Origin of the sequence: Prevotella sp. tf2-5 (genome assembly GCF_900115435.1) — a bacterium.
GTDB lineage: Bacteria > Bacteroidota > Bacteroidia > Bacteroidales > Bacteroidaceae > Prevotella.
In genome coordinates this window covers 204437-225650 of record NZ_FOWK01000001.1, presented here as the reverse complement: position 1 = coordinate 225650, position 21214 = coordinate 204437, and the positions used below count along the sequence as shown (strand labels likewise).

Annotated in this window: 12 protein-coding genes; 5 read left to right on the top strand and 7 right to left on the bottom strand. The window is 46.9% G+C overall.

Annotation, left to right across the window (positions count from 1 at the left end; all coding sequences use genetic code 11):
- Positions 1-16 precede the first annotated feature (16 nt).
- The 4 genes from BM257_RS00910 to BM257_RS00895 form a co-directional block, all read right to left on the bottom strand.
- Positions 17-2287, bottom strand: coding sequence for a glycoside hydrolase family 97 protein (locus tag BM257_RS00910; RefSeq protein WP_092067732.1), 2271 nt, complete (start codon positions 2285-2287; stop codon positions 17-19).
- 4 nt (positions 2288-2291) lie between these two features.
- Complete coding sequence (locus BM257_RS00905; protein WP_092067730.1) at positions 2292-4724, bottom strand: 4-alpha-glucanotransferase; 2433 nt, start codon at positions 4722-4724, stop codon at positions 2292-2294.
- A 106-nt stretch (positions 4725-4830) separates the two neighbouring features.
- Positions 4831-6156 (bottom strand): SLC45 family MFS transporter, encoded by a 1326-nt coding sequence (locus BM257_RS00900; RefSeq protein ID WP_092067308.1) that lies wholly within the window; start codon positions 6154-6156, stop codon positions 4831-4833.
- A gap of 74 nt (positions 6157-6230) precedes the next feature.
- On the bottom strand, positions 6231-7256 hold the full coding sequence (locus tag BM257_RS00895; RefSeq protein WP_092067306.1) for a LacI family DNA-binding transcriptional regulator: 1026 nt from the start codon (positions 7254-7256) through the stop codon (positions 6231-6233).
- 226 nt (positions 7257-7482) lie between these two features.
- On the opposite strand from BM257_RS00895, the gene BM257_RS00890 reads away from it, so the two are divergent.
- The 5 genes from BM257_RS00890 (at position 7483) to BM257_RS00870 (ending at position 16070) form a co-directional block, all read left to right on the top strand.
- On the top strand, positions 7483-10587 hold the full coding sequence (locus tag BM257_RS00890; RefSeq protein WP_092067304.1) for a SusC/RagA family TonB-linked outer membrane protein: 3105 nt from the start codon (positions 7483-7485) through the stop codon (positions 10585-10587).
- 28 nt (positions 10588-10615) lie between these two features.
- Complete coding sequence (locus BM257_RS00885) at positions 10616-12214, top strand: RagB/SusD family nutrient uptake outer membrane protein (protein WP_092067302.1); 1599 nt, start codon at positions 10616-10618, stop codon at positions 12212-12214.
- Positions 12215-12245: 31 nt separating this feature from the next.
- Entirely contained in the window at positions 12246-13415 is a 1170-nt protein-coding gene (locus BM257_RS00880; RefSeq protein WP_177215966.1) for a SusF/SusE family carbohydrate-binding protein, read from the top strand.
- Between the two features lie 20 nt (positions 13416-13435).
- Positions 13436-14908 carry an Outer membrane protein SusF domain-containing protein gene (locus tag BM257_RS00875; protein WP_177215964.1) on the top strand — a complete coding sequence of 491 codons (1473 nt, stop codon included), beginning with the start codon at positions 13436-13438 and terminating at the stop codon, positions 14906-14908.
- A gap of 73 nt (positions 14909-14981) precedes the next feature.
- A complete protein-coding gene (locus BM257_RS00870) occupies positions 14982-16070 on the top strand; it encodes a glycoside hydrolase family 53 protein (RefSeq protein WP_092067296.1) in 1089 nt (362 codons plus the stop codon).
- Positions 16071-16124: 54 nt separating this feature from the next.
- Here BM257_RS00870 and BM257_RS00865 read toward each other — a convergent pair whose 3' ends face one another.
- From BM257_RS00865 to BM257_RS00855, 3 genes are all read right to left on the bottom strand, one after another.
- On the bottom strand, positions 16125-18035 hold the full coding sequence (locus BM257_RS00865; protein ID WP_092067294.1) for an alpha-amylase family glycosyl hydrolase: 1911 nt from the start codon (positions 18033-18035) through the stop codon (positions 16125-16127).
- A gap of 116 nt (positions 18036-18151) precedes the next feature.
- The gene (locus BM257_RS00860) at positions 18152-19537 is read right to left on the bottom strand and encodes an alpha-amylase family glycosyl hydrolase (RefSeq protein WP_092067292.1); all 1386 of its coding nucleotides are present in this window, start codon (positions 19535-19537) and stop codon (positions 18152-18154) included.
- A 5-nt stretch (positions 19538-19542) separates the two neighbouring features.
- A complete protein-coding gene (locus tag BM257_RS00855) occupies positions 19543-21207 on the bottom strand; it encodes a starch-binding protein (RefSeq protein WP_092067290.1) in 1665 nt (554 codons plus the stop codon).
- Positions 21208-21214 lie beyond the last annotated feature (7 nt).

The following is a 21214-nucleotide window of genomic DNA, read 5'->3' as shown; positions in this document are numbered from 1 at the left end:
TCTTCTCATTGTGCTATCATTGTGCTATCAGTGAAATTGCAAAACCGCCACCAGGAGCCTCTGTCAGTTTCAGGGAGTCACCAGCCTTCACCACCTTCTTGGTGATGACGTAAGCCTTGGGGTTCTTCTCGTAATGGGCATCCTTGGCATCAGCATAAATAGTACAGTTGTATTTCTTTCCTTTGTCTAGGAAGTCGAGTCTGATGACACTCTGGTGACCGTTCTCGTCACACTTGCCACCGATAAACCAGTTGTCGGTGCCTTTTGCCTTACGAGCCACTGTGATATAGTCGCCTGGCTCTGCCTCTAAATATTTGGAGTCATCCCAGTCGCAGGCAACGTCACGAATAAACTGGAAAGCGTCATCGTATTTCTCATAGTGCTCTGGGAGGTCTGCCGCCATCTGTAACGGGCTGTACATTGTCAGATAGAGCGCCAGTGTACCAGCGATAGTGATGCGTGCCCAAGAGGTGTTATTGCTCCATGTGTCTAACTTTGTCTCAAAGATACCAGGGGTATAGTCCATCGGACCACCTTGCAGGCGGGTGAATGGCAAGATACAGGTGTGGTCGGGGTTGTTGCCGCCGAAAGCTTCGTATTCTGTGCCTCGTGCACTCTCGCCACCTACCAGGTTAGGATAAGTGCGACAGAGTCCTGTCGGACGGGTGGCTTCATGGCTGTTTACCATCACATGGTGTTTCGCCGCCTCTTTGATGACATACAGGTAGTGGTTGTTCATCGACTGTGAGTAGTGATGGTCGCCACGAGGGATAATATCACCTACATATCCCGTCTTCACAGCATCGTAGCCATATTTGTTCATCAACTCATACGCTTCCTTGATATGTCGCTCGTAGTTCTGGGTGGAGCTACTGGTCTCATGGTGCATCAGGATCTTCACGCCCTTGGAGTGTGCGTACTCATTGAGCATCTTGATATCGAAGTCGGGGTAGGGGGTCACGAAATCAAAGACGTCCCGTTTCCACATATTCGCCCAGTCTTCCCAGCCGACATTCCAGCCTTCTACCAATACCTGGTCGAGTCCGTTCTTTGCAGCAAAGTCTATATAGCGCTTTACCTTCTCATTATTGGCAGCGTGCCGCCCATTGGGTTTTACACACTGCCAGTCTATCTGGTCAAGGTGGATACTGGGGAAGTCATCAGTGTAATGCCAGCTTGACTTACCCACAATCATCTCCCACCATACACCACAATATTTCGTGGGATGGATCCAGCTGGTATCCTCAATTTTGCAAGGCTCGTTGAGGTTAAGGATGAGATTACTTGACAGTATGTCACGAGCGTCATCACTAACCATCACTGTACGCCAAGGAGTGTTGCAGGGGGTCTGCATACAACCTTTCAGTCCTGTGGCGTCAGGTGTCAGATGACTGACGAATGTGAAAGCCTTGGGTAATTGATAAATGGAGGGCTTAGGATTGGGTGTATAGGCATTACTGCCGCCACCCAATTGTGTTGTCAGCGCTTGGGTTTCCGCGTCTACCAGTTCGAGATGCATGGTTGCATAGTCAAGACAGGCTGCCTCATGGATATTGATGTACAGCCCATCATCAGATTTCATTTGCAAAGAAGTCTGCACACCTGTCGGCGAGAAGACGGCAACGGAGGAGTTGTCCCAGTTGACAGCACTCTTCATTCGTCCGCGAATCTCTGAGAGGCGTGTCTGTTGTGTGATCTGCTCCTGTGTGTCGTAATCTCCAGGCAGCCACCATGCCATATGGTCGCCAGCCATAGCGAACTCAGAGTGCTCCTCTTTGATGAGGAAATAGTTGAGATCCTTTTGTTGTGGGAACTCATAGCGGAAACCGATACCGTCGTCATACACACGGAAACGGATCATCATCTCACGTGTTTGTGTCTCCATCCACATTCCCTTTGTCCCTGCCTTCTTGGGATAGTGGTGAATGTCCAGTCTCTGCTCGAGAGTAACTGCATATTCATTATAATGATTACGGATATCCTTGGTCTCGCCCCACACAGGTTGCCACGTCTCGTCGAAAGAAGTGGTAGTCTCCTCTTTAATGGAGAAATGATCCATCAGGTCTGTCTCGCTCATTCCTTTAGAGGCATGCTTGTCCTTGGCAAGTTCCAATCCCAGTCTGCTGGGCTTAATGACATCTTTGCCTTTATAAGTCATACTATAGGTGGGGACTCCATCGTTTACATGGAAAGTCAAAACGATATTGCCGTTTGGTGATTTCACTTCAGCAGCAAGAGCTGTCAAAGGCAATAGTAAGAGTGTAAGGAAAAAGTGAATGCGTCTCATATTATTATCTACCACTTTGTGAGATTAATGTCTTGATTGTTTCATTGAAATCATCGGCTTTTAACAAGTCCTCTATGGTCATGTGCATCCGATAACGCCAGTAATGGCGAGGGTTAGCAGGGATATTGATACGCTCTGCATTCTGGTCGGGCAGTCGTAGTTTCTCGTCTATCGACAGCCAGTCTTGCAGGGACAGCAGACAGAGCATACTGGGTGATGTCAACTGCCGGCTCACAATATCCTTGGCAAGCCAGCCAGGTAACGGATGAGGCGCGTCACCACCACGGCGCAGTGGTCCGTTGTAATATACTTGCGTCTGCTCATAGTCCTCGTCCCACCATTGGCGCAATGTTGGCATGTCGTGTGTCGAGAAGGTACATACACTGCGATAGGGATTGTGTGACAGTTTGCCAAACCGTAAATTCGGATCCTTGGGCATGGTCTGGATCTCGAGCGACAGGATGCGCAGCTCGTTCATCACCCAGGGAACACATTCGGGTACCATACCCAAATCCTCCGCACATACCAGCATACGGGTGGCTTGTGTCAGACGGGGCAGCTTCTTCATCGCCTCCTGATACCAGAATTGGTTGTTACGACGATAAAAATAGTCGTTATATAAACGGTTGAAATTGTATTTCTGTTCCTCGTCTAACTGTTCGTAAGCTTGTTGGAACTGAACGGCGATACGTGGATGCCAGCGGTCGTTACGCTTGTGGTCAACCAAGAAGAGACCATCGTTGAAATTCACACCATAGCCGGCAATCTCTTCCTTGCTCATTCCCAAGGCTGGCGCAAACTGCCCCATCAGTCCTGACTTCTCAGGTACGGGTATCTCCCAGATGCGGAAGAAGCCTAACACATGGTCAATACGATAAGCGTCGAAAAACTGAGCCATCTTACGGAAGCGGCGTGTCCACCATACACAATCGTCTTTCATCATCTCATCCCAGTTGTAGGTGGGGAAGCCCCAGTTCTGTCCGTCAGCAGAGAAAGGATCGGGTGGGGCACCTGCCTGTCCGTTGAGGTTGAAGTATTTAGGCTCCACCCATGCCTCTACGCCGTCACGGGAGATACCGATGGGGATATCACCTTTCAGAATGACATGATGCTGACGGGCATACTCATGGGCGGCATGCATCTGCTGGTCGAGGTTATACTGTACGAAGAACCAGAACTCTACATCCTTGTCTATCTTCAAGGCTTTCACCGTCGCGTCTTTGGGCCATTCCGAGAACACCGCAGTCTTGTATTTGTCACGGTAGTAACAGAAAGCGGCATAGGGCACCAACCACTCCTTGTTTTGTTCGTAGAATGCCTTATAGGTAGCACGGCGCTTGATAGTTGCCCATTCCTGCTCAAATAACGCATGCAGATAATCCATCTTAGCAGCGAACATCCGCTCATAATCAATCTGTGGCAGGGCATTCAGCTCATGGCGGAGTTGCTCGAATTGGATTTTTATTTTTTCATCCTTAATCTCTGGCAACTGCCTGAAGTCCGTGTATTGCGGATGCAGGGCATAGATACTGATACTATTATAAGGATAGCTGTCCTGCCATGTCTGAGTCATATTGGTATCGTTGATTGGCAGTATTTGGATGATATGCTGGTTGGTCTTGTCCGCCCAGTCGACCATCATTTTCAAATCACCGAAATCGCCTACACCGAAACTGCCCTCACTGCGGAGGGAGAAGACAGGGATGACGGTTCCGGCTCCCTTCCAAGGATAGATAGGGAAGAAAGCCCGAGAAAGCTCGTAAACGATGACTTCCCCTTTCTTGATCTGTGGTAGTACCACTGTGCGGTTGTTGCCATTCTCCCAAAGTGGGGTGACATCCTCCTCTTCGTCCAGCGCTACAAACTTAAACTCCATCGTCTCTCCCAGTTCATCAGCATCCAGACTGATGACCCATTCGTGACTCTCATGCTCTGTCATTTTTAAGGCACGCTTGGCTTCCCAATTACCTAAAGCCTCTCCACTTCCCAGTAAGGCAAGTCGCTCGTTGCCTCGTAATTGCGGGGCACGTACTTTCAGTCTTACCACTTGAGAATAAGATACCTCCTCGCTCTTCTCACGCTTACGGGCTGCAATACATTCTGTAAAGGCAGAAGAATACATATAGGAATCCTCTGGGATGTCTATCCAATGGTCATATACCATATAGAAGTTCGCTTTGGGAGCAATAATCTCTAGATGGTGAGGCTCTGTAAGCCATTCATGACGAGCCTCCTTGTCACCTCGGTAAACACTATAATAATAATCGATATGGGCTTCTGCCTTGGCACCCTTTGTTAATTGATACGACCAATGTAGTCCGTCAAGGGTACTCATCTTGTATTGAGTAACCTTTGACTTGTCGTCTTCCGACATGATGTTCAGTACCAGATTTTCACCGAAAGAGGTCTGATATTCCAGGTTAAATAATAGTTTCATAAGCATATATTTATAGTTTCTATTGGCAAAAATACAAAAAATCCCCATGCGGATAGTCCGAATGGGGATTGTTTTTCAAGTTATGGAATGCAAACGTTTGCACCAATTACTTTTGTCGGATGACTGTGACACACGCCGCTCCAGCGACCAAAAGGACGCCAGACACTATCATCATCGTGGATTGGTGACTACCTACCAAGGAAAGGACGATGCCTCCACAGAGTGCGGCAATAATCTGTGGAATACAGATGGTACCATTGAATAACCCAAGGTAAGCCCCCATGTGTCCATAACCTTGCAGGGCATTGGTGACGAAGGTGAAAGGCATTGCAAGCATTGCCGCCCAGGCACATCCTATCAGCAGGAATGGAATGAACTGCAGGTAGGCATCATGGATATATGGCACAAGTGCAAAACCGACGGCTCCGATGATGAGGCTGACTGCATAGGCTACCTTAATGTTCTTGAGTTGGGGCAGTACAGCGGCCCAGATAACGGAGCCGATAGCCTGTACGGCAAACAGTACGCCCACCCAGTTGCCGGCAGTTTGAAAGTCCTCGCAAGCAGGGTCTGTCGTGTTCCATACCGTCTCGGCAATAGCTCCTGTCGTGTAATTCCACATATAGAGGAAAGCTGCCCAGCAGAAAAACTGTACCAGTCCTACCTTCCAGAAAGTGGAAGGGGCTTTACGCAATAATGTGATCCAGTTGCCAGAGTTCTCTGAGTTCTCGGAATGCTCTGAGTTCTCAGATTTTTCCGAATTTCCATTATATTCCGCATATTCCTTTGGGTTCCACTCCTTAACTTTTAAAGTGGTATAGATGACACAGAGGATCAAGATCGCCGCACCGATATAGAACGACCAAATGACGCTGTCGGGAACCACACCCTTCTCGGCGACGTTACTGATACCGATGAAGGTAAAGATAAAGGGGAGTAGAAAACCTGCCACACTGCCTGCGTTACAGAGGAACGACTGTATGCTGTATGCTTTTGCCTTTTGCTCTTCGTTTACCATGTCACCCACCAGCATCTTGAAAGGCTGCATTGCCATATTGATACTGGTGTCAAGAAACATCAGGGCAATGAGTCCGAACATCATGGCGGCACTGACCGCTAGTCCCAGCGATCCTGCGTTGGGCAACAGACACATCACCAGAACGGCAACAGTAGCTCCTATAAATAAATAAGGTATACGTCGTCCGAAACGGGTCCATGTCTTGTCACTTAGTGAACCTACTATTGGTTGTACCAAAATACCCATCAATGGGGGTAATATCCAGAAATAGCTCAAGTTGTGAGGGTCTGCGCCTAGTGTGGCAAAGATACGTGAGATGTTAGCGCTTTGGAGTGCATACGCAATCTGTACCCCGAAGAATCCAAAACTCAGGTTCCACAGGCTCCAAAATGGTAAATTCGGTTTTTGTTTCATATCTCTTTTTCTTTTGTTATATTCTTAATATACTATAGTGACTATAGGAACTATAGGAACTATATTACTATACCCTATCTGGTAGTTCCCCTGATGATTAAGCGGGTTCTTACTATTCTTCGTTCCATCTTGCTACGAGGGATGGTTCCTTCCACATGTCCTATCAGGATGTCGGCGGCCTCTTCCCCGACTTTCGTGCCTCGTTGTTCCACTGTGGTCAGCATGGGGTCGCAGGCAACGGCACGTTGTCCGTTAGTAAAACCACAAATAGAGATGTCGTCGGGCACCTTGAATCCCATGCGCTTTGCCGTATAGAGGATGCCTATTGCCGTGTCATCGTTGACGGCAAAGAATCCATTGGGTGGGGCAGGGCTTTTAAGGATCTCTGGAGTAATCGCCTCTGCATCTGTCCGGTTGTCACAAATACGTACCAGTTCCGGATCAGGTTGGATGCCGTTTTTCAACAAGGCATCCCTGTAACCGTTATATCGGTTTTTGGAGATCTCCAGTGTCATTGCGGAACCATAATAGGCAATCCTGTTACACCCCGTTGCTATCAGATGCGACACAGCATTGAAGGCACCCATATAGTCATCCACCACCACGCGGCTAGCATTTACTCCCGTACAAATACGATCGTAGAAAACCAAGGGGACTCCTGCGTCTATCAGTCGCTGGAAGTGATCGTATCTCTGGGTGTCTTTAGCCTGGGACACGATGATGCCGCATACCTTGTTCTCGTAGAATGACTGGCATATTTTCACCTCTCGCTCATATCTCTCGTCACTTTGTGCTACCATGATACGGTAACCGTGAGCTGATGCCTCTTCCTCGATGCCGGAAAGGATGGACGAGAAATAATAATGGGCAAACTCAGGGATAATGACCCCGATAACTTTCATAGGCTGTATCCGGGAATGACGCAGTGACTCTGCGATCATATTCGGTGTGAAGTTATGCTCCCTTGCATACTGCTGGATAGCAGCACGCCGCTCCGCAGAGATGCGGGGCGAGTCCTTCAGGGCTCGTGAGACGGTTGCTACACTGATACCTAGCTCACGAGCAATGTCCTTCATTGTCAAGGGGGTACGTTCTTCCATTTCCTGATTTTTAGTCTGATGATGCAAAGGTATAGAAAAGTTTCTTTCCTTATTCCTTTACCTTATTTATTTTATATATTATCCGATGTGCAAACGTTTGCATGTCCTTAATAACGTTTTTAACTCAAAAAAAGTATGAACGAATGCAAACAACTCTTATCTTTGCATCAGAAATCGTGAGGATTTTACGAAACTTAAAACAATATATTAACTTAAAAATTCTAAGATGAAGCAGGTAAACATTACAACTCCGTTAAGGATGCTTGTCCTCTTATTAGGACTCTTTCTTTCGGTAGGAGCCTTTGCACAGATTGATGTCAAAGGTCATGTTAAAGATGCTCAGGGCGAACCGATTATCGGTGCGACGGTACGTGTGGTAGGTACTCAGACCGCTACTGTATCAGACTTCGATGGTAACTTCGCCTTGAAGGCTAATCAGGGTGCTGACATCAGCGTGTCGTATGTGGGTTATCAGACTCAGACCGTGAAGGCAGCGTCAAGTCTCGACATCACCCTTTTGGAGGATGCTGCAGTTCTCGACAATGTGGTTGTCATTGGTTACGGTCGTGCTAAGAAGACCGACTTGACTGGTTCTGTGACAGCTCTCAAGCCGGATGAGATGAACCATGGATTGCAGACTTCGGCACAGGACATGTTGCAAGGTAAGATCGCCGGTGTGAATATCACGAATAGTGGTGGTGAGCCAGGTGCTGGTGCAACCATCCGTATCCGTGGTGGATCCTCTCTGAACGCTTCCAATAACCCATTGATCGTGATTGATGGACTTGCTATGGACAGCTATGGTATGCAGGGTGCCTCTAACCCACTCAATCTGGTGAACCCAAATGATATCGAGAGCTTTACAGTGCTGAAGGATGCTTCCGCTACCGCCATCTACGGTAGCCGTGCTTCTAACGGTGTGATTATCATTACCACCAAGAAAGGACAGAAGAACTCCAAGCCACGTATCTCTTATAACGGTAATATCTCTATCAGTGCTGTGAAGAAGAAGATGGATGTGATGAACTCCGCTCAGTATCAGGCATATGTAAAGGATCGTGTGATGAGTGAGAAGGGATTGACGGAAGAGGAGTATCTAGCCAGTGATTATTATAATAGCCTCGGCTATTTCGATGCAAATGGTAATCACCTTTTTGCAAATACCGACTGGCAGGATGAGATTTACCGCACTGCCGTCAGCACAGACCATAATATCACTGTAGCCGGTGGTATTAAGAATATGCCTTATCGTGTTTCTTTCGGCTATACCAATCAGAGCGGTATCGTCAAGACCAGTAACTATCAGCGTTATACAGCCAGCGTGAACCTTTCTCCTTCATTCCTCGATGACCACTTGAACATTAACTTCAATGCAAAAGGAATGTATTCAAAGACAAAATATGCTAATGCTGGCTCTGCTATTGGTGGCGCAATCTATATGGATCCAACGAAACCTATCTATGATTACAACAAGGATAACGGTTATGGTGGATACTGGCAGTGGCCCGGTTCTACGGACTGGCAAGATCCTACATGGGGTAATACAGGTGTGAATACCTTTGCTACCGGTAACCCTGTTGCTGCACTCAATAACTATAGTGATGAGGGTAAGTCAAAGGCTTTGATTGGCAACATTGAGGCAGACTATAAGATTCACGGTTTTGAGGATTTGCATATCCATTTGAACATGGGTATGGATCTCAGCACAGGTAAGACTAACAAGTCACAGAGTCCTTATAGTTATGCTTCTGGTACCTACTATTACGGAAACTATGGTTGGAACACCATGGATACCTATAACCTCTCACTCAGCCTTTATGCCCAATACATAAAGGATGTGGCAGAGATTCATCATTTTGATGTCATGGCAGGTTATGAGTGGCAGCACTTCCATAAGAAGAGTGACTATTTCTATTATGGACTCTATCCTTTAACTTCTCAGAAGGTAGACGAGGATGGTAATCCATTAGCAGGTGAATATTATTTGCCTTCAGAGAATACGCTCTATAAGACAGAAAACTACCTCGTATCATTCTTCGGTCGTTTCAACTACTCGTTGATGGATCGCTACATGTTGACCTTCACCCTGCGTGATGACGGTTCTTCTCGTTTCCATAAAGACAAGCGCTGGGGCGTATTCCCCTCTCTTGCACTTGCATGGAAGATCAATGAGGAGCCTTTCTTGAAAAAAGCTACTTGGCTGTCTGATTTGAAACTCCGTTTAGGATGGGGTATCACTGGTCAGCAGGAGGGTATCGGTGACTATACCTATATTGCTACTTATACACCAAACTCTCAGGGTGCCTATTATCCCTTGTTCGGTGATGGACGCACCTATCGTCCGGATGCCTATAACCCCAACTTGACATGGGAGAAGACAACCACGTGGAATGCTGGCTTGGATTTCGGAATCCTCAACAACCGTCTGACCATGAACTTTGATGTATATCATCGCAAGACGAAGGACCTGATTAATACTGTTACAGTTCCAGTAGGTACAAACTTTAAGAACAAGGTGACCAGTAATATCGGTTCACTGCACAATACCGGTTTCGAGTTTGCAGCTAACTGGCGTGCTATCCAGACAAAGGACTGGAACTGGCAGATTGGTTATAACCTTACTTATAACAAAAACGAGATTGACGAGTTGATAGCAAGTTCTGGCGAGGGCTATAAGATTCTTCATGGCGGTCTTGCCATTGGTGACGGTGGCTCTGATGGTGTGAAGGCATGGTCGGTAGGTCACCCTGTGGAGGCATACTATGTCTATCAGCAGGTCTATGATATGAACGGACAGCCTATTGAGGGACAATATGTAGACCGCAACGCTGATGGTATCATCAATATCAATGACCGTTATTTCTACAAGAAGAGTACTCCTGATGTAACGATGGGCTTCACCTCTAAGTTGATGTGGAAGAAATGGGACTTCGGATTCTCTCTTCGCGCCAGCATTAATAATTATGTATATAATGGTGTAGAGGCAGGTAACTCTAACCTCGTACTCTCAAATGTGTTCTTGGGTAATTCTTGGCACAATGTGATTGACATTGCTCGTCCAAAGAACTGGCAGACAGGAACAGTTGTTGGCGCTCTGAGTGACTATTATATCCAGAATGCCTCTTTCTTGAAATGTGATAATATTACGCTGGGTTATTCTTTCGACACCTTGTTCGGTCTGAAGGCGAGCGGTCGTGTGTATGCAACAGCTCAGAATGTATTTACAATCACTGATTACAAGGGACTCGATCCTGAAATTGACGGTGGCTATGATGGTAACATGTATCCACGTCCGTTTGTTGGAATTCTTGGTTTGACCCTTAATTTCTAAATCTCATTCATTTAAAAGATTATAAGTTATGATACTGAATAAAATCAAATCATTGATTCCTGTAGCTGTTGCCGTTTTGGCTTTTGGCACCATGACGACATCATGCACAGGCGACCTTGATGTAGACAATATCAATCCGCAACAGACCAGTGAATTGGATACTGATGCTCTATTGAACAAGATATATTCTTGTTTTGCTCTCACAGGCCAGAAAGGTCCTGGCGATAACGATGATGCTTGGAAGGATATCCTTGACATCGATGAAGGACGTTCTGACTTATTCCGTAAGTCATGGGAGCTTAACGAACTTCCTACTGGAGAGGCAACATGGAGATGGGATGATACAGGTCTCCCTGAACTGATTGATAAGACATGGGGTGCTGACAACGCAAGCTCTGTTGGTCTGTACTATCGTTTGTTCTTCTCTATCACATTGTGTAACTACTATCTCGACCAAGTCCCCGAGGATGGTACATCAGATGTTCAGCAGAAGCGTGCAGAGGTTCGTTTTATCCGTTCTCTTCTGTATTACTTTGTGATGGATTTCTATGCTAATGCTGCTTTCACAGAACATGTTAGCACAGAGGCTGGCGTTCGTTACACCCGTGATCAGTACTATAATTATATTGAGAGTGAGTTGCTGGCTATCGAAGATGAACTTGCTAATCCAGGAGCCAACACTTACGGTCGCATAGACAAGGTTGCTGCATGGTTGCTGCTGTCCCGTCTTTATCTGAATGCAGAGGTATATACAGGCACTGCTCAGTGGGCAAAGGCTAAGGAATATGCAGACAAAGTTATCAAGAATGGTTATTATAAGCTTTGTACTGCTGGTGCCACTAACCCCAAGACAGGAGAAGTATATTCTGGCTATCAGATGTTGTTCCTTGCTGACAATGACACCAATGGTGCTCAGTATGAGAATATTTATCCCGTCCTGAATCACGGTATTGACACACAGAGTTATGGTTCAATGCACTTCCTTGTACTTGCTATGTACGACAAACCAACAGACGGTAAAATGGATATTGATATTCCCTCAGGAACAGACTGTGCTTGGGGTAAGTGTGGTAAGCTGACTGGCTATATTGTAGACAAGTTCTTTGGCGTGGGTGGTGAGGTACCTGCAGTAACAACAAAGACACAGGATATCACAACTGCTGCTGGCGACGACCGTGCATTGTTCTACACCACAGGCTTTACTCGTAATATCGAGGACCGCTCTGACAATCTGAATGGTTATGGATGTGTTAAGTTCCGTAACGTTCGTTCTGATGGCAATGTTACAAGTTCTATTGTCAAGGTTGACACAGACCTGCCTTTGATGCGTATCGCTGAGGCTTATCTGAACTATGCTGAGGCAGAGACCCGTATGAATGGCAGTACTTCTGATGCAGCCGAAAAGATAAACGAACTGCATAAGCGTGCTCATGCAGCTACCAAGACAAACTATTCTCTTGCTGAAATTCAGGATGAGTGGGTGAAGGAGTTCTGGTTTGAGGGAAGAAATCGTATGGATCAGGTTCGCTTCGGTACTTACAATGTTCCTGCATACCGTTACATCTATGGTATACCTGTTAACGACTTGCTTAACAACCCGAATCTGATACAGAATCCTGGTTATTAATAGACATACAAACATCAAATAGATTATGAATATGAAAAAGATATATAAAAGTCTGCTTTTCGCAATGGTAGCCTGCCTGCCTTTCCTTACATCCTGTAAGGACGACAATGGCAGTAATCCTACCATCTGGATCCCTGCGTCATTTGAACTCAATGAACCAGAGTTTGCAGCGAACAATGTCTATGATTTGCCATCTGCTACCACGTTGAATCTGACGACCTCACAACCTAATTATGGTGGCTGGCCTGCTGCAGTGACCTATGCCGTACAGATCTCTCTGGATGGCAAAGATGACAGTTGGAACGAGCTCAAGACAACGTATACCTCTACGAAGATCGGTATCAGTACCGCTGAGTTGAATGCTGCCGTATTGGATATGTATCGTAAAGCTCATGAGGATGCTGATCCTGAAGGTGTGATGCCGTTATACTTCCGTTTGCGTGCTTTCCTCGCCGACACTGGTGCACATTATGCTGAGGTGTTCTCAAATGCTATTCAGGTAAATGTGCTGAGCTACGATAAACCTAGTGAAGTGACCATGCCTACAGCAGTTTATGTCTGTGGTAATTCTATCGCCGAGGCATGGAGTACCTGGAAACCTGTAGCACCTGTCTATGGTAAGGAGGGTCGCTTCTACACCATGATCTATAATAATGCCGATGGTTTCAAGTGGGGCTATAAGGAGAATGACTGGTTTGGCTATGACAAGATTACGGAGTTCGATAATCAGGTACCTGATCTGGAGATCACCGCTGCCAGTGATGGTAATATCGTCTTCAGCAAGGCTGGCTGGTACGTCCTTGAGTTTATCTGCAAGATTGTTGGCAATGATGTCCAGGTGAAACTGGTTGTTGCTCCTGGCGCTGCTGGTGTGATTGGTAACTCTATCGGAAACTGGGATGGCATACTGATGGATGTGCCTGCTGGTAAGACAGAGTGGACGTTCAGCGACTTTACCGCTTCTGGTGAGCTTCGTGCATATATTGTGGTTCCTGGTGAGGACTGGTGGCGTACAGAGTTCACGCTCTATAGCGGTACGACCGTCTACTATCGTGACTTTGATATTCCTAGTGACTGGGCTTCAGGTGCCGCAGAGAAGGCAGATCCTCCCAAGCCAGATCCAGAGAACTACAGTCAGCAAGTAGGACCTGGCAAGACGCTCAAGGTTAACTTCGATAACAATACTGGTTCTATTGAGTAACATAAAAAACAATGAGTCGTATGAAGAAAAATATATTATTAGGTGGAATGCTGCTCTGTGCAGCAGCATTCACTTCCTGTAACGAGGACTTCAAAGACTGGGCGGATCCACAGTCGAATGCCCAGGGAAATCCTGCTGGTACGTATGGTATTACTGTCTCTCCAGGCAGTCAGGCTAATGTGGTGATGGATAATGCCACTGAGATGTCAGAGATCATTACAGTCACAGCAGGTCAGGAGGAGGTGTCAACCATTGTCCTGAAGGATATCACCATCGGTGGTCAGAAATTGCCTTATACTTTTGAGAAAGGTGTTATCTCCGTGAAGTCCGCACAGTTGGACTCTTTGGTAGAGGCTGTGACCCTTGACCGCTCTGCCACTCCTCATGCAGTGATAGTAAAGACGGAATGGTCAGCTGTTCTGGCAACGGGTGAGGCAGTCCCTGTTGAGTCAGAGACAGAGATTTCCGTCACTCCGTATTCAAACATTCCTGAGATTGACCCTAAGGGCTACGCGATGTTGGGGCAGTGGCAAGGATGGGATCCCAGTAACCCTACATGGATGACTGAGGTGGAGCCGGGAGTCTATCAGGCTTTGGTGACTACGACAGATGCCGGTGACAACTGGTATAAGTTCTATAAGGGTTCTGGTTTTGATGCTGCCAGTTTCCCATGGGATGACGTAGCCTTAGGTTGCGCAGAAAATGGTGATGCTACATCTCCTAACTTGCTCGTTTGGAAGGATGACCCGCGTTTCGGTAAGTTCGAGACTCCTGTTATCAGCGGAGCTGGTCAGTGGCTGGTTACCCTTGATATGAACAAGTTCTGCTTCAAGTATGAGCCGAAGGAGACCAAGTATTATGTAGTTGGTGTTCCTAATGGTTGGAGTACGGAAAATAAGACTTGTCTGATGTATGCTCTCGGTGCCAATAAGTTCTCATACACTACGTCATGGAACAGTCAATGGAGTATGAAATTCTGGTCTGAGGAACATTTCGGAGACTGGAATGCTGCATTTGGTGGTGAAAATGGCTCTACTGCAGCTACTGGTAGTCTTATCTTCGGCGGTGACGCTGATGGTTGTGGCGCCATTGGTCCAAGTGAGTCTCAGGTATGGGCTGTCTTCACTGCTGACATGGGAAGCAGAACATATGAATGGACTATCATTGATGCTCCTACGGCTGAATACAATGCTATCAGTGTGATTGGCGGTTTCAACGAATGGAAGGACGAAGGTGAGATAGAACTCACGCAGTTGGAGAGTGCTCCACATAACTGGTATGCTCGTGCTACCATCGCAGAGGATACGGAGCTGAAGTTCCGTGCTAACCACAATTGGGATGTCAACTGGGGTGGCGACGGTAGTGCTGCTATCAGCGAGGATAAGTATTATGTGACTCCAGGTGGTGACAATATCATTGTCCCTGCAGGAACCTATGACTTCTTCCTGAATGATATCACAGGCAACTGGAGTATTGCTTGGGTAGCAGAATAATCCTTAAACTATAACCATGATCAGGCGGATAGGCTGGCAAAGGCCTGCTCCGCCTGATTTTAATTTAAAAGCGATGAGAAAAGTCTTTATAATATTAATAGGTACGTGTATGGCTTTGTCTGCCTCTGCCCAACAACGGTATCTGGGTGGTGACCTGTCCATGCTGCCATCCTATGAGGAAGCTGGGACGGTCTATCGTGACTCGGCAGGAAAGAAGGTGGATCCTCTGACGTTCCTAAGACAGCAGGGATGGAATGCGGTACGTGTCCGGTTGTTTGTCGACCCGCAGTATGCCAAGAAGGAGCACCAAGGGGAGGGTGTGTGCCAGGACCTGGACTATGTCATCCGTCTGTCAAGACATGTGAAGAAGGCTGACCTTGCGTTGATGCTGGACTTCCATTATAGTGACACCTGGGCTGACCCTGCCAAGCAGTTTATGCCGAAACGCTGGAAGGATGCGGCTCCTGAGACTTTGTCTGACTCGGTATATGCATATACTCGTCATTGTCTGCAACAGATGATTGCCGCAGGCTGTACTCCTGATATGATACAGGTGGGCAATGAGATTACCAATGGGATGATGTGGGAGGTAGGACGTGTCAATGCCGCAGGTAGTGAGGGCTTCGACGTGCTCTCCCGTTTGTTGAGGAGTGGTGTCCGTGCCTGTCGTGAACTCTGTCCGAAGGCAAAACTGATTATCCATACGGAGAAGGCAGGTGACTGGGCTGTCACCAAGAACTTCTATGAGCAGATGCGTAGCTGTCAGGTGGACTACGACATCATCGGACTGTCGTATTATCCGATGTGGCACGAACGTCTGCCTGTGCTCCACAACACCCTCGATTCCCTTGCTGTCCTGTTTCCCGACAAAGAGGTGATGATCGTAGAGACAGCTGCCTATTACTCTCATGAGCGTGATATCTGGTCGAAGGGACCGGATCAGTATAGCGAGTTCTATCCCATCACCACAGAAGGACAGCGTCTGTTTACGAAGGAACTGATGTCAGAACTGCGTAAACATAAGCATGTGACAGGTGTGTTTTGGTGGTTCCCGGAGGAGAATGAGAGTGGGCGACAGGTCACTAACTACTGGCTCAACCGTGGTCTGTTCGACAATCATACGGGTCGTGCCAAGCCTGCACTCTATGAACTGAAATGGTGAGTCGCCTGCTGACGCGATGTCGGCAAGCGACTCTCTCATTGATAAGGAAATCCTTTACTTGACAATAAACTTTTTCCCGTTCTGGATATAAATGCCAGGGCGTAGAGAATTCTTGTCTTTTACCTGATGACCGCTGAGAGTATAGATGCGATCATCGGTAGGACGTTGAGTAGAGATGGTGCGAATTCCTGTCAACTGACTGATTGTCTTGGTGGGAGTATCCGTTCCTTCTACATAATATCCGTTAACAACATATACTGCACCGTCGTAAGGACGTGGGTTATCACCATTCTTCGTGATAATGAAATTAGAGGGTGCCTTTGCGGCTTTGAAAGTGAACTTGTAAATATAATGTCCGTTTTCGGCAATTCCCATCAGTGTCATTGAAGGACGGTCACCCCAGCCTCCAGTGATTCCAAGCAGTTGTTGCTCAGTTACTCCTTCTCCCCATGCCCAGATTTGATAATTGGCTTCTGTGGCAGTCTCAAAGAACAGACTGATTTCATCAGAACTCTCAATAGTAGGAGTATAAACCTCTGGTGCGGGTATGTCTTCTTCTGAGTAGTTACCCTTTACATAAACTCTATACCCTTTTGCCTCTAATGAGATGCTTTGTGAGGTAGAGAGATTTACTTGTTTACGGCTGGTTCCACTGCTGATAGTCTCGCTATTAAGCCACAGACTATATGCTCCTGCGGTAATTCCGGAGATAGTGGTATTTACCGTGGCTGTTCCGAAATTCAGTATAATGATGGCCTCGCTACTACCGTATTTACAACTGTATGCAAGTACGTTGTTAGAACTGCTGGTCAGCCAAGTCGTGGAATGATGCGTAGAGGCTGTCTTTCCATCTTTGAATGCGTCAATACTATGCTTCAAAGCATTCAAGGTTCGGATGGTATTGAGCATCTTCTTATCAGTGCTATTCCAGTCAATTTTCTGGTCTGTAAAATAGTTCAAGGCTTGATTACCGCCAATCTCCTGACCATTATAAATGAGAGGCATACCCCATACGGTATGTGCTAAGACGGTTAAAGGATAACGGTTATTACCATATTTCTGAGTCAGTGTCTTTTTTTCCTCATTATAATTCTGGTCGTGGTTTGTCAGATACACCATGCGCCCAAAACTAATGCTGTTTTGACCGTCAATCAGTTTGTTGGCGTTTGTTTTAAGTGAAGCAGCATAAACACCTGATGACCCATAATTGACAAGTGATGTCTGATACTGCCAGGCATAGTCATAATCAAAGCCGACAGATTTCAGTTTCGTAGCATCATTAGCAATGTCTGCCTCACCAAGGAAAGTAATCGTCTTGCCACTCTTATAGGATTTGATGAGTGGAATGGTTGTCTGCCAGTACGATGCGGGAATAGCATTGCTGCTGACAAAGTCACAACGGTAGCCGTCAATGTCCGCCTGGTCAATCCAGAACTTGAGGCAGTCATTCATCGCAGTGACGAGGTCACTATTATTGTAATTCAACTGATAGACATCACTATAACCGTTTGGATGAATGAAGTTATTACCGCTTTTGCTATAATACTCAGGGTGTGAGGTTACCCAATCTGCGTCCGTTGCAGTGTGATTAGGTACCCAGTCGAGCCATACCTCCATCTTCAATTCATGGGCACGGCTGACAAATGTCTTTAGGTCATTAATGGTTCCATAAGCGGGATTTACTTTTTGGAAATTAGTGGCTGCGTAAGGGCTGTTGATACCACCTCCTCGGGGATAGATAGGCATTAGCCACACAATATCCACACCGAGGGTTTTCAAGTCTTCCAGTTTGTCCTTAGCAGCGTTAAATGTACCGGCTGATGTAAACGCACCCACATTCATCTCGTAAATCACTTGATGACCTGCTTCATATTTTGTGGAGGAGGTGTTGATGGCATCAACATAGTCTGTCGCCATCATCTGAAAAGGCACTAGTGCCATTAGGAATACGAATATCTTTCTCATAATCTTTATTATTTATCTTTCAGTTGTAAAAGGGCGGTCCGTTCTTCCCAGAGCAGTCCGCCCGTGGTTAAAATTTTAACTCTAATTAAACAGTTGTACCTTTATGATGAAGCAGGTCATAACTGTTTTACGTATACCGCATATCCCTTAGCCGATATGGCAATCTCGGATGCAGTGTCAAGAGTGTGCTCTGTGGCAGATGGACCTTGTTCGATAGTCTTGTCATTAAGCCACTGAGTATATGTTCCGGCTTCTATGCCATTTACCTTCACGTTAACGTCTGATTTCCCTAAGTTCAATACCACTACCACATTGCCACGGTGATAGGCAAGTACCTGTGGGTTATCGGTCACCAGGAACTCCACGGGAGCGTCAGCAGCAAGTGAGGGCTGGGTATGATGCAATGCGATCAGAGTGCGTATAGTGTTCTGCATCTTATGATCCACCTTGTTCCATTGTACCTTGGCATCAGTAAAATAGTTCAGGGTATCTGGGTCACCGATTTCCTGACCTTGATAGAGCAAGGGCATGCCATAGAATGTAAATTCCAGTACGGTGAGCAGATAACGGTTGTCGCCATAGAAGTCCTTCAGCGTATGTCCTCCGTCGTTGTAGTTCTGGTCGTGATTGGTCAGATACACCATACGGCGGTTTTTGATTGCCTTCGAGGCATTGAGGAATGTGTCCAGGATCGTCTTCAGGGTATCAGCCTTCTCGCTGTCTTTGAATTTCCATGCCAACGCTCCTTGTAGATCCCACGCATAATCATAATCGAAACCGCAAGAGTCAATACGAATATTCTCCTTATTGCTGATGTCAGTCTCGCTGAGCATCTCAATGCCTAAACCTTTGCTTTTCAGTTCGGCAATGATGTTCTGCCAGTACTTCACTGGGATGGTGGGGCTGCTTACATAATCGCAGCGGAAACCGTCTACATGACATTGCTCTACCCAGAAGTTCAATGTATTATCCATCTCGTTGACTAATCCTTCGTTCTGGTAGTTCAGTTCATAGACATCACCCCATCCATGCGGATGTACCATCTGCCCTTTGGCGTCTTTCGTGAAATATTCCGGATGCTCCTTTACCCAAGGATTCTCCACGGCGACATGATTAGGAACCCAGTCGAGCCATACCTTCATTCCTTTGTCGTGAGCAGCGGCAATAAAATCTTTCAAATCAGCAATCGTGCCATAAGCGGGATTGACAGATCTGAAATTCATGGAGGCATACGGACTGTGCATTGTCTCTCCACGAGGATAGATAGGCATCAGCCACAAGATATCTATGCCCAGCGTGTCAAGTCGTCCCAACTGCTCCTGTGCCGCCTTGAAAGTTCCTTCAGAGGTAAAGGCGCCGATGTTCAGTTGATAGATGATGCGGTTTTCCCTGCCAACGGGCACCGTGTTGTCCACCAAGAAGGCTTCTTTCCCAGGGTTGCAGGCTGCCAGAAGCAGCACTGCACCGAGGGATAGGAGCGTATATAAGCGTATTTTTCTCATACGGATTAGTTAGCGGTAAAAGTATAACTCTGATTGGCAATAATGGTAGCAATATCCTGCTGTACGCCTTCACCTTCACCGTTCAGGATAAGGTTATACTCGCCACCGTCATTAGGAAGTGGGAATACCAAAGTCCCGTTCGCATTGCTGATAGGTTTGATACCGCGCCAGCCGCCATAGATCTCGCCAGATCCCCAGGCGTAAAGTCGTGGGTCTGTATAACCTGACACATTTTGGATAGTCACCGTGTTGGTTGAGAGCTCCCAAGAGGTATTCACGTCGAAGAACATCATACCTGTAGTTGTAATGGCGGGACCGTCAATTTGAGAACCATTACCGTTATCATTCAGAATAGGATTGAAGTTTCCGTTTGCAGGTAATTCGAAGAGATACCAGCCGTTGTCGGTCACCTTGACAGGTGCTGCACCAGGCCATCCGCCACATGCCTCACTATCGCCCCATACATAGAGATGAGGATCTGCATAGCCGATAGTGTTCTTTACAGCAATAATGACGTTCTCATCAATAGGCTCTGGACCAGGAGTAGGTGTGTCGCCACCAGGCTGATAGTCCTTGTCGATAATCTCATATCCACCATCGAAGATGCGGATATAGATGTCGTGGTCAATCGTGAAGTTCAAATCGCCACCTTCCCATTGCACCCCATTATTGTTGTTGTTGGGGATGAGGTTGAGGTTCAGTCCTGTGTTAGCCTCACCCATGTCAAAGTAGATATATTCATTCCCATTGATGGTCTGAGTGCCCGTAGGAGCCATTCCTGGCCATCCGCCGAATGCCTCTGCGTCGCCCCATGCATAGAGAGCTAATTCAGTCTGACTCGACTCATTGAGTACGAACAGTGCATAACCGTCATGCTTGACAGCGGGCTCTGGAGAGATTTCTTCAACGCCATCAGCGGTGATGCGTAGGTAGATATTGCGGTCGATGGTGAAGTTGAAGTCTTTCAGCTGTGAGCCGCCTCCCGCATTGTTGAAGATGAGGTTTTCGTTCAGACCGGCATTCTCTTCGCCGAAATCGAAATACTTCCAAGTTACACCGTCATGCTTCCATGTACCGGTAACCTCCATACCAGGCCATCCGCCGTTCAGGTCGTTCACATCACCCCACATATAGAGTGTCAGTGCGTCCCAACCAGTCTGATCATCCACATAGACGCAAAAGCCGTCGTGCTCAGGTTCTGGTGACTCACCGCCTTCCCAGTAGTAACTCTCCCAGTGCTGTCCCCAGATGTTGGTGAAAGTACCGATACCAGGATTGTCGGTATGATGAGCCAGTTCACCGTTGAGGTCGAGTTCCTTGCCCTGACTTACTGAGTAGAAGTAGAACCCATCGGCAAGTGACTTACCGTTGACAAACGTCGAGGGATCTAGATAGACACCCCATTTAGCAGTGCTGGTGGGAGCTGCCATGAGTTTGTATTCCTCCTTGCCAATAGCCTCTTCCTCTCCGTTGAAAGCACCCAGAATGTAGATTTCCTCATTAGGAGTAGTACCAAATGGAGCGATGAACTCCAAGAGGATGCGGTCGGCGCGCGTCTCAAATTGCTGACGCTCATGATCGAACACAATGTCGTCGTTGCTCTTACAACCTGTCATCAATCCCGTCAGGGTGAGTACAGCCAGCAACAGACTATATAATCTCTTATTCATAGTTTTA